Source organism: Methylophaga sp. (genome assembly GCF_009711715.1).
In the GTDB taxonomy this organism is placed as follows: domain Bacteria; phylum Pseudomonadota; class Gammaproteobacteria; order Nitrosococcales; family Methylophagaceae; genus Methylophaga.
The window spans coordinates 64,489-76,429 of record NZ_VENF01000010.1; the positions used below are offsets into that span (position 1 = coordinate 64,489).

Genomic DNA, 11,941 nt, shown 5'->3' on the forward strand with positions numbered 1-11,941 from the left:
ATTCAGCGGCTGATACCAAACAGGCCGGCCTGTTTGACGATCTCAAAGTCTTCATCAGCTTCTACCGATTCGGCCAGAACTTTGATTTCAATCAGGCTCGACACTTCCTGGATCAGTTCCAGGAAGTCCGGTTTGCTGGCGTTACCCCTGATGTTATGGGTCAGATCCCGTGCCAGACGGATATAGTCGATATGCAGTTCACGCAGCATGTCGACCGGAATAATGTCTGACGAGTAGCGTTTCAGCAGGACAGTAGCGCCCAGCGACTTAACAAAGCTGCTGAAGCTGTCAAAGGCCGCAATGTCCTTGGCTGCGGCATAAGCGGTGACCGAGAAAGCAAGCAGATGACTGGACAGGCTGCTTTGTTCAAGACGGGCCTTGAGCCAGCGCTGGAAGCCAAGTGAAGAGATAGAAGGCATCGACAGGTTAATGGTCACCGGTGTCGTGATCTTGTCGGCTTCCATTTTGAGGATGATCTTATTGACAATGAGTTTGTCCAGATCTTCGGCAAGGTCAAACTCCTGTGCGACCGAGAAGAAGGTGCCGATTGACAGCGGCGTGCCGGTTTCATCCCTGACCACCGTAAAGGCTTCCTGCATGACTTTAACAGGCACTTCAGCGTTGTAGTTGTAGGCCTCAGCGGTGAAGGTGATTTCCGGCGTGTTGTTATCGATGGCATTCACAATCGCTTCACGCCAGGCTTGTTCGTTCATCGAGCTGATACTGTCCTGCTTGATGAAAAACGCATTCTGGCCTATGTTTCTGGCCTGTTCATAGGCTTCGATCAAAGCCGGCATCAGTCGATCAAATTCGCTGGTCTTGTCGAAATACACAATACCGGTATGCATCATGTCTTCCAGCTCAAAGTGTTGTCCTAACTCATTGATATCGTGCTTGAGTTGTTCCGCTAAAGCTGTGACAGAATTCACATCTGTCTGTGGGCTTATCAGCGCAAATTCCGAACCGTAAAGTCGATAGGCATCGGCATTCTCAGGCGCGTTTTTACGCAGTAATTCAGCAAACGACTGCAGTAACTTATCGACTTTCTGATTTCCCAGTTCTTTGCTGATGGTCGCCAGATCATCAAATTTGAAATAGAGAACGTAGCCTTTGCTACCAGCTGACAGGGCGGACTTCACATCGACACTGAATGTCGCCTGATTGAGCAGGCGGGTAAGCGGGTCACGTTTGAGGCTGTCACTAAGGGAATCCAAGCGGTTATTCAGACGGGCAATGGTATCGCCGATTTTGCGTGACATGCCGTTCATCGAATTGGCTACATGCCGGACTTCGGTTGTCCAGGGCAATTTGCTGATGGTAGTGAAGTTACCGCTGGAGATTTCATTGGCCTGCCTCTGGATGGCTTTAAGTGGCTGCAGGGTCAGTCTCAGCACCAGCATCAGCAGCAGAAAAGCAGCGATAAAAATCAGCAGGGAATAAAACAGTGTTTCCTTGGCTTGTTCATAAAGCTTGAGATAGGCATAGGCCGGATTGCTGGTGACATAGAGGGTACCGGAAATATTCCAGCCCGAGCTGATTTCAGTCCGGGCGGTGGCGGTTTTCATCGGCAAGAGTTTAATCAGCCAGTCGGGCACTCCTTCCATCTGTACCGGGTTAGTCAATGTGACCAGGTTTTCACCATCCACATTTTCCAGTCGCATTTCCTTGTAATAGCCCATGTCGAAAATGGCATTCATCATGGTAAGCAATATCGGATCCTGCTCATCGTGCATATGCGGGCTGAGTGACAAGCCTAATGAAGTGGCAGTGTCCTGAACATGGACCTCGGACTCTACTTCCAGATAATTACGGATATTGTTCATGCTCAGATAGAAACTGACCGAAAAAACAATCAGGAAAATCAGACTGATCAGAATCAGGAGTTGCTTGGACAGAGACATAATGCGTTCCTCGAAACAGGCCAATGCAGAATTAATTCATCATCTGATAAACCATGGCTATCCTTCTGGTCTACCTGTAAATAATGACGAAAACTCCCTAAAGATACGCTGCCAACCGGCATCAGGCAAGGTGATTCAGGCGTTGCGCGCGCTTTTGTTTTTAGCGAACGGTTGCTAGGATCAGTTTTTATCTCTGCAAGGCAAAAACATGTTGTCGACCATGATGCAGATGGGGCTGCTCATCGCCTTTGGCACACTCTGGCGAATACTGGCACCTAAACACATTCCCGCACTCGCGCATCGGCGTGCTTTAACTGATCTGGTCTTTTTTATTTTGCTGCCGGCCCTGGTGCTGGATGTTATCTGGGGGGCGCCGATTGATTTCACCTCAATGAAAATATCCCTGGTCGCACTGTCGACGCTGGCAGTTTCCGCGCTGCTGATGATTATATCCTTGCGGTTTTTTGAGACCAGCCGGCCCCAGAAAGGTGCCTTGTTGCTGGCTGCCGTATTCCCCAATGCGACCTATCTTGGGCTACCCGTGACGGATCAGGTGCTGGGCAAATGGAGTAATTCGGTGGTGCTGCAGTTCGACTTGTTCGCCTGCACACCGGTCTTGATGACGCTGGGCATTTTGATGGCTAATCATTTCGGTGCTGACGGGCGGGAGGTGCACCCATGGCGGGAGTTACGAAAGGTCCCACCCCTGTGGGCCGTCGCGGTGGCGATGTTACTGAATATATTAGAAGTACCCAGGCCGGAGTTGGTGCACAACACGTTGACGACCCTGTCGGGCGGGGTGGTGCCGCTGATGTTGATAGCGCTTGGCATGAGTATCCGCTGGGATACCATGCGGCTGCGGTTTCTGCCCAAGCTGCTGCCGGTAACCGTGATTTCATTGCTGATAGCCCCGGTGGTGGCTTTTGGGGTCAGTCACGGTTTGGCCTTGCCACAGCACATTTCAACTGCCGTCGTGTTGCTGGCTGCAATGCCGACAATGATTTTCGGCATTGTAATCTGTGAACGCTACGGCCTCGACAGTGCCATCTATGCCGCGGCAGTGTTTCTGACCACCGTTATCAGCATTTTAACGCTGACAGTCTGGTTTTATTTCCTGCCGCCGGCGTAATCATCCCAGATAAAACCGGATTTTTCGATCTCAGCAATCATCACCGCCATGGCTTGTTCGACCTGTTGCTCATCGCCCCTGAGGCTGAACAGAATATAGGGTTCATGACCCAGATGAGGCAGGCTGGACAACAGCAGATCCGGATAATCATTAACAATCTGGTTCATAGTGTCGAGCAAGTCTGATTCACGGCCTTTGGTAATGCGAATAATGCGTTCGCTGCGTGGTCTCAAATCACGTAAATCCGGGTATTCATTGTCTAGCACCCAGTCCACCATGGGCCAGGCCATCTCCGGAAACCCGGGCATAAAATGATGATTATCGACACTGAAGCCCGCCACCCGATTGACTGGATTGGGAATCAGTCTGCAGCCTTTGGGTAAATGGCCCATGAGGATACGGTTGGGATAGGCGGCCTCGCCGAATTTATCTTCGATTTCTTTGACTGCTTGCGGATGAGGCTCCAGTGGCACCCCTTTGACCAGCGCGGCGGTTTGCCGGGTTCTGTCATCCGGTGTGGCGCCGATGCCACCAAAGCTGAACACCAAGTCATCACTGGCCATGGAAAAGCGCATGGCACGTTCCAGATCTGCGGCATCATCGCCAACGATCAGCGTCCAGCTCAGTTCCAGACCGCGGGCGGCCAGCACTTCCTGTAGATGTGCAAAATGGCGATCCTGGCGTTTACCGCAGAGGATTTCATCGCCGATAATCAAAGCCCCGATTTTCATCCGGTCGTTTGCTCCTGTCTGTTACGCATGAAGTCAGCTGTCTGTACAAATGAGGACATTAATTGTTCTGCGAACAGCGGGTCAAGATCCATCGTTTTCAGCGCTTGCGCCATGCAGTAAAGCCACTGATCGCGTTCTTCAATGCCGATAGAGAAAGGCAGGTGTCTTGCGCGCAGACGGGGGTGGCCGAATTTATCGGTGAACAGCGGGGGACCACCCAGCCAACCGCTTAAAAACATAAACAGTTTTTCTTCACTGCTGCGGATATTCTCGGGATGTAAATCACGAATCAACTGTGTTTGGGGCGTTTCAGACATGATCTGATAGAAAGTCTGACACAGTTTTCTGACACCGGCTTCGCCGCCGATTCGCTCGTAGGGAGTTGCAATTTCTGCCATGGGAATAAGCTTACTGAAAAGGGCTAGTTTAACTTGCCTTGTCTGACCGCGAAAGCAAGCTTTAAGTGCCTGCCGCAACACAATTTGTCAATCATCAAGAGGGTGTATTGCCTTATCGCTGGTGAACAGTGTTGACTGTTTGTCTGCGCAGAGCATCGCTTTTCGCTCTGAAAAACCCGTCACGCTCATTTTTTTCATTAACAGCGCTGTGTTTTTCAGTCGCCTGCAAGCCGCTGTTTTCAGGTTGATTGCAGCGATAACGCCTGCCAATCAAGACAGGGCGCGGGTTGCGACGAATACACCAGGGCGGGATAATAGTTATATTTTTCATTTCAAACTAAGGAGAAACTCCATGACTGATAAAATTGTAATGCGAACTGGTGAAGCACTGGTCGCAGGTGGCCCGGCTTTTACAGCGGCAGAACCGGAAGTCGTAATTGGTGAGCTGGACGGTCCTTTTGGTACCGCTTTTGCCAACCTGATGGGTGATCAGGTCAAAGGTCATTCCCGTGTCCTGGCACTGATGAACACTGATGTCCAGGTTCGTCCTGCCACTATCATGGTCAGTAAAGTAACAGTGAAGCACACTGACTACACCAACATTCTGATGGGTACTGTACAGGGCGCGATCGCCAATGGCGTTCTGGATGCAGTGCGTAACGGTACGATTCCTAAAGACAAAGTCAATGATCTGGGTATCATCGTTTCAGTCTGGCTGAACCCAAGCATCACTACAGTGGAAGACCTGGACCATGAAGCCCTGTTCAAGATCCATCGTGAAGCGACCCGCATCGCGCTGGAAAAAGCAATGAACAATGAACCTGGTATCGACTACCTGCTGGAAAATCAGGATAAACTGGTTCACAAGTATTACCAGAAAGAACTGGATGCCAAAGTCAATATTGAGAAAACGGCTAAAGACGAGCATCATTAAAACAGGAAACTCAGTGACTTAGCTGTAGTCAATAATAAAGAGGATTGATTCACAGCCTCACAAATTTAACGGTCTGTCCGCTACAGTGGATGGACCGTTTTTTTTGCCATGTATAATGAATCCAATAACACTAAGCGCCCAGGCAGAAATGGAACTGTACTCCATAGATAAATTGATGCACGAAACCCGGCAACTGGCAGCAAAATATCGTCAGACTACCGGGAGTACCTTACCTGTTACTGGTGAGATTGCCCGGTTTGATGCGGCCAAAGCGCTCAATCTGTCATTGATCGACGAGCCGGGCAGCCCGATCGATGCGGTTGGGCTTGACGGCGAGCGGGAGAATAAACGCATCATCATCAAAGGTCGCGCTATTTTCGAAAACACCCGTTCCAGTCCACGTATCGGACAGCTCAATCCTGATCAGAATTGGGATTTAGCCGTACTGGTTTTATTTGATGAACAGTACGAAGCGGAAGAGATCTATGAAGCCAGCCGTGAAGCAATTGCCGCGGCGATGGAAACCAAACCGGACAGTGCCCGCAAAAAACGCGGCGCAATGTCGATCGCACAGTTTAAAATCATCGGTAACCGGGTCTGGACCCGTGAAAACGGACTGGAACAGGAAATCTGGGATAATCAGGACGAATAACAAGGAGCGGCTATGAGCGTGGGTGGGTTTATTTTCTGGGGGCTGGTTGCAGTTCTGCTGGTCTATATTGTCATCATCTATAACAATCTGGTCAGCCTGAAACATAATGTCAGTAAGGCGTGGTCTAATATTGACGTGTTGCTCAAGCAGCGGCATGACGAGCTGCCGAAACTGGTTGAAACCTGCCGTCAATATATGCAATACGAGCAGGAAACCCTGGAAAAAGTCATGCAGGCACGTTCCTCGGTAGCCCATGCACAACAGCAGGGTGACGTGGCACAACTCGGGCAGGCTGAAGGTGCTCTGAGACTGGGACTGGGTAATTTATTTGCCCTGGCAGAGGCTTATCCTGAACTGAAAGCCGACGAGACTTTTCAGCACCTGCAGGCGCGTATCACCAGTCTCGAAAACGCGATTGCCGACCGCCGCGAATTCTATAATGAGAGCGTGAATATCAATAATGTCCGCATTGAGCAGTTTCCTGATGTGATCATTGCTCGCCTGTTTAACTTCAAAGCCTTTACGCTGCTGGAATTCAGTGCTGAAGAAACGGCCAATGTGAATCTGCGCAGTCTGTTTGAACAGTAAATGCAGGATTTTCTGGCTGTCATTGCACTTGAAATCAGCCAGCTTGAAGCGGGACCGTTCTGGTTGGGTATTGCAGTGGCGATTGCCATCGATGCGTTTTTATTCTGGCGCATGGCCTGCTGGTATCAACAGGCTCGCTTGATTGAAAATATACCCACCGCACGGATCCGATCTGCACCGCAAGGCTATATTGAGCTCATAGGCGTAGCCGGCATGATGCAGGGGCCGGTGATTTTTTCACCTTTATCGCAAACACGCTGCGTCTGGTATTCCTACAAAATAGAGGAAAAGACCCGTGAATACAGTGGTAAAGGCCGCAGCCGTACCCGCTGGCGAGTGGTGAAGCAGCAGACCAGCGAAGAGGTTTTCCTGCTGGACGATGGCAGCGGCGAGTGTGCCATCGATCCGGATGACGCTGAGGTGATTACCCGTAACAAACGTGTCTGGTATAAACATGATGTGGTACCGCCACGCCGATACACCGAATGGACAATTCTCGAAGGGGAGCCTTTATACGCCATGGGGCTTTTTAAAAGCGTCGCCAGTGTCGAGGATCAAAGTATCCGCGAGCAAGTGAGCCACAAACTGCGTGAATGGAAGCAGGACCCGAATCAGCTGCTTCAGCGTTATGATAGCGACAAGGACGGCCAGATCAGTGAAGATGAGTGGCAACAGGCCAGACAGGATGCGACCGTCGCAGTCAAACGCCAAATCGGGCAACGCGCCAAAATGAAACAACTCAGCATCATGCGCAGCAGCCCCCACAAAAGCCAGCCCTATATTCTCTCGACTATTGCCGAAGACAAACTCATCGCCCGATACCAGCGCCATGCTTTGGCAGCAACTGTCGGGTTTCTTGTACTGGGTACCATGATAATCTGGGCCATTAATCAGCGTTGAATCAGAGCATGCAAGACGATATCGAACAGTTATTTGCCGATGGAGGCCTGCTATCTCAACATGTTGAGCATTACAGTGCCCGCAGCCAGCAAATCGAGATGGCGGAGAAAGTCAGTGAGGCGCTGACAAACCGTGAAACCCTGATTGCTGAAGCCGGCACCGGCACTGGTAAGACCTACGCTTACCTGGCACCGGCCATGTTATCCGGTCAAAAGGTTTTTATTTCTACGGGCACAAAAAATCTTCAGGATCAATTGTTTAAAAAGGATTTGCCGAAACTGCGTGAAGTCCTGTCTGTGCCGTTTAAAGCCGCCTTATTAAAAGGCCGCAGTAATTATCTATGCCATTATCGGCTGTCGCTGGCAGAAACCGAGCCCAGCAGTGCAATGAATCAACATGTACTGCATCAATTACGTGAATGGTCAGCTAAAACCGACTCGGGTGATTTAAGCGAAACCGACCTGTTGGAAGAGCAATCCATTTTATGGCCTAAAGTGACGTCCACCGTAGACAATTGTCTGGGGCAACAGTGTCCGGATTATGATCAGTGCTTTATTGTCGAGGCCCGTCGTAAGGCACAGGAAGCGGATATTGTTATCGTCAATCATCACTTATTGATGTCCGATATGGCGCTGAAAGCTTCAGGGCAGGGTGAAGTACTGCCTGATGCCGATGCCTTTATCATTGATGAGGCGCATCAGTTGCCGGCCATTGCCAGCCAGTTTCTGGGCCACCGGGTCAGCAGCCACCAGTTGCAGGAGCTCAGCCGTGACAGCGTGCGCGAGATGGAACTGGAAGCCAATGACATGGATAGCATTCGCCAGGCGGCCGAAAAGCTCGAAAATCGCTTGCACCAACTCAAGCTGACGCTGGGCGACAGTGAACAGCGACTGCCCTGGCACCAATGTTTACAGCGTTTTCCCGAGGCAAGAGAAAAGCTGGAGGTGTTAATTGCTGCCCTGGAAACCCTGATGGAAATACTGGAAACCGCCAGTGAACGAAGCAGGGGACTGGAACAATGCTTTGAACGCAGCCAGGATTTAATCGATCGTTTATCTATCTTCAATGATAACGATGAAGATGAAAATCTGGTCTTGTGGTTGGATATCCGCGGCAGTGGTTTTGTTCTGCATGCGACCCCGCAGGAGGTCAGTCAGCATTTCCAGCAGTGGATCGCGGATAAACCCAGCGCCTGGGTGTTCACTTCGGCAACACTGACGGTGGCGGGCAAATTCAACAATTTCATTCAGCAACTGGGGCTGGAAGATCCTCTCACTGCAAGCTGGCAGAGCCCGTTTGATTATGCCCGGCAAAGCCTACTGTATATGCCGACGATACCAGTGGAACCCTCGCACCCGTCTTATAACGAACATATTGCTGGGATTGCGCGTTCTGTTATTGAGCATAGCCAGGGCCGAACCTTCCTGCTGTTTACCAGTTATCGTGCCCTGAATGAAGTGGCCGAAGCGCTGCAGGATATGGATTATCCGATTCTGGTTCAGGGCAGCCGGGCCAAAAACCAGCTTTTGGCTGAATTCAGAGACCACGGCAATGCCGTGTTGCTGGGTACCAATAGCTTCTGGGAAGGTGTTGATGTACGTGGGGAAGCTTTATCCTGTGTATTAATCGATAAAATTCCCTTTGCCTCACCCGGCGATCCGGTGTTGGAAGCCCGTATCAATCATCTGCGGGAGCGGGGCGGCAATCCATTTCGTTCAATCCAGATACCGGCTGCCGTGATCCAACTGAAACAGGGTATTGGCCGGCTGATTCGGGACAAGCATGATTCGGGCGTGCTGGTGCTCTGCGATCCGCGGTTTTTAAGCAAGCCCTACGGTAAGGTGTTCATGCGCAGTCTGCCGCCCATGCCGATCACACAGGATGTGGATGATGTGGCGGCATTCTTCAGTAAAGAAGCGGTCGTCGCAGATTAATTCAGATCAACTGCGAATTCTTTCAGCAGGTCCAGCGGGATGATTTCCGATGCCCTTTGGTGGGTGGCTGCCAGATAAACCTTCGGCGCCATATTATGCTCATAAGCTTCCAGCCAGCGAGCTGCGCACAGACACCAGCGATCACCTTCCTTGAGACCAGGGAAGCCGAATTCTTCCATCGGTGTGGTGAGATCGTTGCCGCGGAAACGTGAGTATTCAAGAAAGGCCTGGTTGACCTGAACGCAAACCGTGTGCTGACCGTAATCGGCATCACTGGTATTGCAGCAACCATCGCGATAAAAGCCGGTCAAGGGTTCTTCACTACAACTTTCCAGCGGTTCTCCGAAGACATTTAAGGATTCATCTATATCCATTAATCACCTGGTTTTCTTAACATTTTCCTGACTTCACCGACGTGGGTTTCTTCTTCAGCGATTTTCTGTCGAGCATATTCCTCAAACATGACGCTTTTACCTTCAACCAGTTTCAGTAAGGCATGATATTTCTCAATCGCCAATTGTTCATGCTCGAGCGATTCTTGCAGAATCGCCCCGATATCGTGTTGCTGAGACTCCAGTAACGGGCCGATGCCCAGAGAGGGATGATAGCCAAGATGGGTGATGAGTTCACCTGCTTCCTGGGCATGAACCAGGGATTCGTCTGCCTGGCTTCGCATCCAGGACACAATGGGAATACGTCCGTAGCCGTAAACCATAAGAGAATAGTGGGTGTAGCGCACCACACCCGCCAATTCGGTTTCCAATATCTGGTTCAGTAAATTAACAACATTGTCAGTATCTAAAGCCTGGTCAGTCATAACAGACCTCCCGTGATTTAGCTCAGATGAATGGTGCCATCCACTTTATGTTTGATGGATAGCGCGGGAACATCCAAAGTCATTTTGACTTCAATGGTTTCCATGCCATTGAGTTCATCGTTATCCAAAGCCCGGATAATCGCATGTTCGATTTCTCGCTGTGAGGTAACGCCGACTTGCTTGAGGAACTTACGAATATCCATGTTCAGCATTTCTTCGTTCATGGGGTATTCCTCCACTACGACTTTAATCGTATTTGATGTATTTGAAGCGCGGATCGTCAGGCGTACCAGTCAAAGCGCCATCTTCCAGGCCTGGTTGCCACATCACTACTTCCTCGATTTTTTTGGCCAGCTCGAAGTCTTTGTCTGTAATGCCTTTAGCCGCATGATTGACCAGTTTGACGATGACAAAAGCATAGGACACGGTGAGATCCGGGTGATGGAACGCGGCTTCGGCAAGATGACCGACGGTATTAACCACCATCAAGGTACTTTTCCAGCCGCTGGTTTTGTATTTACGACGTATCCAGCCGTTTTCAAGGTACCACTTGGGTAGTTCTTCCTTCAGCCGCGCTTCAACTTCTTCATCGGTGTAGGTTTTTTCTTTTCCATCTTCTCTCCAGCTCATGTTGCTCACCTCCTTATATGTTAATTGTACGCCCAGTTAGACATATTTAAATATCGCTGTCAAAACAATGCCAGATAGCTGGAAACGGTTTGTCTCCATGCGTTTAAAGAGTAAGATGAAGAGGTTGATTTTGAAGAAGGGGAGACAATATGAACGATGCCGCCAGCTTCAGGGAAGTCGGTTTCTTATCAGAACAATGCTGCCATGGCGATTTCGCCAGTGAGATAAAACAAAGCAGTTATTACACAGTCTGCAAAGACCTCAATAAGCTGGGGCAATCCGTACTCAATCATTGTCATATACATCCTGATGATGAAAAAGAGGTCTATCTGACACTGCACTTCCAACGCATGCTGTCTCATTTCCAGTCCATCATACTGATGTCAGAACGTGGCATGACACACCAGGTCGAAATCATGGCCCGCTGTATGCTCGAATTACTGTTTAATCTGGTGGCATTTCATCAGCATGACGACCTGCTGGAAGCCATGACGGTGGGCAATGATGATCAGAGAAGGGAAGTGCTGATACGACTTTATAATCAACAGCTTGAGTCATCAACCTTTACTGAGGAAGAGATGACATATCTGAAAAAAGTGATTAACAGCGCTGATGAAGATGATCGCGATGATATTCAAGTCTTTATGAAAGCCGAGCTTGCAGGCCTGCTAAATGAGTATCGCACTACCTATCAACTTCTCAGCGAGAGTGTTCACAGTAATCTGCATTCGCTGAAAGCAGATCTGGAAATCGATGAGCGCAGTGATGCGATAATCGGCATCAACACCCGTGCGGATCATCAGGACAGATTATCCACGCTGATGCTGACGGCCGGCGACTATCTGATAGCCGGTGTTGAGATCATGCTTCAAATTCACCGCCAACCTGAAGAACAGTCATCCAGCCTGGAAACCATTAAACACAAAGCGCGGGATGTCTGGAAACATATCGTTGTGAAAGTCTCACATCGATAACTGTTTTTAAATAATTCCGCAGAAAGCCTGGCTGAGAAATTCAGCCGGGCTTTTTTATGCCTTTCAGATTTTAAAATCTGAGAGATTTTGCCAAGTCAGCACACGACAAATCAAATTCTGAAGGTTTCTCCGAAAGCTTTTGCTTGATGAAGTGGAGAAAGCTACATTTATATTGTGAGTACTCACATAGCTACTTGCTACGGATAATTAATAGTTAATTTAACATAATATATATTATACGAACTTAAATAGACACCGAATCAGGTCGAATCCCACGCCAGTGCTGCGCGCTGGCATGGGACTACTCCCTGAGTCTGTGACAAGTTGTCACTGGACAATTTGTCCAGGCTGGT

General features: G+C 49.6%; 14 protein-coding genes. 7 read left to right on the top strand and 7 right to left on the bottom strand.

The window, feature by feature from the left end:
* Positions 1-2 precede the first annotated feature (2 nt).
* Positions 3-1,901, bottom strand: coding sequence for a LapD/MoxY N-terminal periplasmic domain-containing protein (locus FH755_RS08155; RefSeq protein ID WP_292440416.1), 1,899 nt, complete (start codon positions 1,899-1,901; stop codon positions 3-5).
* Between the two features lie 208 nt (positions 1,902-2,109).
* On the opposite strand from FH755_RS08155, the gene FH755_RS08160 reads away from it, so the two are divergent.
* On the top strand, positions 2,110-3,030 hold the full coding sequence (locus FH755_RS08160; protein ID WP_292440418.1) for an AEC family transporter: 921 nt from the start codon (positions 2,110-2,112) through the stop codon (positions 3,028-3,030).
* Here FH755_RS08160 and FH755_RS08165 read toward each other — a convergent pair.
* Positions 3,009-3,761: a competence/damage-inducible protein A gene (locus FH755_RS08165; RefSeq protein ID WP_292440420.1), complete on the bottom strand. Its 753-nt coding sequence runs from the start codon at positions 3,759-3,761 to the stop codon at positions 3,009-3,011. The two genes, FH755_RS08160 and FH755_RS08165, sit on opposite strands and share 22 nt — an antisense overlap.
* On the bottom strand, positions 3,758-4,159 hold the full coding sequence (locus tag FH755_RS08170; protein ID WP_292440422.1) for a group II truncated hemoglobin: 402 nt from the start codon (positions 4,157-4,159) through the stop codon (positions 3,758-3,760). Before FH755_RS08170 ends, FH755_RS08165 begins: the two co-directional genes overlap by 4 nt.
* A 352-nt stretch (positions 4,160-4,511) precedes the next feature.
* Between FH755_RS08170 and fae the strand changes: the two genes are divergently transcribed.
* The 5 genes from fae to FH755_RS08195 all read left to right on the top strand — a co-directional run bounded on the left by fae (position 4,512) and on the right by FH755_RS08195 (position 9,167).
* Positions 4,512-5,093 (top strand): formaldehyde-activating enzyme, encoded by a 582-nt coding sequence (gene fae / locus FH755_RS08175; protein WP_292440424.1) that lies wholly within the window; start codon positions 4,512-4,514, stop codon positions 5,091-5,093.
* Between the two features lie 115 nt (positions 5,094-5,208).
* Positions 5,209-5,745, top strand: coding sequence for a hypothetical protein (locus FH755_RS08180; RefSeq protein ID WP_292440426.1), 537 nt, complete (start codon positions 5,209-5,211; stop codon positions 5,743-5,745).
* Between the two features lie 12 nt (positions 5,746-5,757).
* Positions 5,758-6,333: a LemA family protein gene (locus FH755_RS08185; protein ID WP_292440428.1), complete on the top strand. Its 576-nt coding sequence runs from the start codon at positions 5,758-5,760 to the stop codon at positions 6,331-6,333.
* Positions 6,334-7,233, top strand: a complete 900-nt coding sequence (locus tag FH755_RS08190; protein WP_292440429.1) for a hypothetical protein — start codon at positions 6,334-6,336, stop codon at positions 7,231-7,233.
* An 8-nt stretch (positions 7,234-7,241) separates the two neighbouring features.
* Entirely contained in the window at positions 7,242-9,167 is a 1,926-nt protein-coding gene (locus FH755_RS08195) for an ATP-dependent DNA helicase (RefSeq protein WP_292440431.1), read from the top strand.
* On the opposite strand, the gene FH755_RS08200 is transcribed toward FH755_RS08195, so the two are convergent.
* From FH755_RS08200 to FH755_RS08215, 4 genes are read right to left on the bottom strand one after another with little or no spacing between them, the layout of a single operon-like run.
* Positions 9,164-9,541: a DUF2237 domain-containing protein gene (locus FH755_RS08200; protein ID WP_366658743.1), complete on the bottom strand. Its 378-nt coding sequence runs from the start codon at positions 9,539-9,541 to the stop codon at positions 9,164-9,166. The two genes, FH755_RS08195 and FH755_RS08200, sit on opposite strands and share 4 nt — an antisense overlap.
* Positions 9,541-9,984: a ferritin-like domain-containing protein gene (locus FH755_RS08205; RefSeq protein WP_292440432.1), complete on the bottom strand. Its 444-nt coding sequence runs from the start codon at positions 9,982-9,984 to the stop codon at positions 9,541-9,543. Before FH755_RS08205 ends, FH755_RS08200 begins: the two co-directional genes overlap by 1 nt.
* A 17-nt stretch (positions 9,985-10,001) precedes the next feature.
* Positions 10,002-10,208, bottom strand: coding sequence for a DUF6494 family protein (locus tag FH755_RS08210; protein WP_292440434.1), 207 nt, complete (start codon positions 10,206-10,208; stop codon positions 10,002-10,004).
* 22 nt (positions 10,209-10,230) lie between these two features.
* On the bottom strand, positions 10,231-10,614 hold the full coding sequence (locus FH755_RS08215; RefSeq protein WP_292440436.1) for a 4a-hydroxytetrahydrobiopterin dehydratase: 384 nt from the start codon (positions 10,612-10,614) through the stop codon (positions 10,231-10,233).
* Between the two features lie 149 nt (positions 10,615-10,763).
* On the opposite strand from FH755_RS08215, the gene FH755_RS08220 reads away from it, so the two are divergent.
* Positions 10,764-11,588, top strand: coding sequence for a DUF5677 domain-containing protein (locus FH755_RS08220; protein WP_292440438.1), 825 nt, complete (start codon positions 10,764-10,766; stop codon positions 11,586-11,588).
* Positions 11,589-11,941 lie beyond the last annotated feature (353 nt).

What these genes read in the sequence shown, in the direction of transcription:
- FH755_RS08155 (WP_292440416.1), bottom strand. Translation starts at nt 1,901, where the DNA reads ATGTCTCTGTCCAAGCAACTCCTGATTCTGATCAGTCTGATTTTCCTG.
- FH755_RS08160 (WP_292440418.1), top strand. Translation starts at nt 2,110, where the DNA reads ATGTTGTCGACCATGATGCAGATGGGGCTGCTCATCGCCTTTGGCACA.
- FH755_RS08165 (WP_292440420.1), bottom strand. Translation starts at nt 3,761, where the DNA reads ATGAAAATCGGGGCTTTGATTATCGGCGATGAAATCCTCTGCGGTAAA.
- FH755_RS08170 (WP_292440422.1), bottom strand. Translation starts at nt 4,159, where the DNA reads ATGGCAGAAATTGCAACTCCCTACGAGCGAATCGGCGGCGAAGCCGGT.
- fae (WP_292440424.1), top strand. Translation starts at nt 4,512, where the DNA reads ATGACTGATAAAATTGTAATGCGAACTGGTGAAGCACTGGTCGCAGGT.
- FH755_RS08180 (WP_292440426.1), top strand. Translation starts at nt 5,209, where the DNA reads ATGAATCCAATAACACTAAGCGCCCAGGCAGAAATGGAACTGTACTCC.
- FH755_RS08185 (WP_292440428.1), top strand. Translation starts at nt 5,758, where the DNA reads ATGAGCGTGGGTGGGTTTATTTTCTGGGGGCTGGTTGCAGTTCTGCTG.
- FH755_RS08190 (WP_292440429.1), top strand. Translation starts at nt 6,334, where the DNA reads ATGCAGGATTTTCTGGCTGTCATTGCACTTGAAATCAGCCAGCTTGAA.
- FH755_RS08195 (WP_292440431.1), top strand. Translation starts at nt 7,242, where the DNA reads ATGCAAGACGATATCGAACAGTTATTTGCCGATGGAGGCCTGCTATCT.
- FH755_RS08200 (WP_366658743.1), bottom strand. Translation starts at nt 9,541, where the DNA reads ATGGATATAGATGAATCCTTAAATGTCTTCGGAGAACCGCTGGAAAGT.
- FH755_RS08205 (WP_292440432.1), bottom strand. Translation starts at nt 9,984, where the DNA reads ATGACTGACCAGGCTTTAGATACTGACAATGTTGTTAATTTACTGAAC.
- FH755_RS08210 (WP_292440434.1), bottom strand. Translation starts at nt 10,208, where the DNA reads ATGAACGAAGAAATGCTGAACATGGATATTCGTAAGTTCCTCAAGCAA.
- FH755_RS08215 (WP_292440436.1), bottom strand. Translation starts at nt 10,614, where the DNA reads ATGAGCTGGAGAGAAGATGGAAAAGAAAAAACCTACACCGATGAAGAA.
- FH755_RS08220 (WP_292440438.1), top strand. Translation starts at nt 10,764, where the DNA reads ATGAACGATGCCGCCAGCTTCAGGGAAGTCGGTTTCTTATCAGAACAA.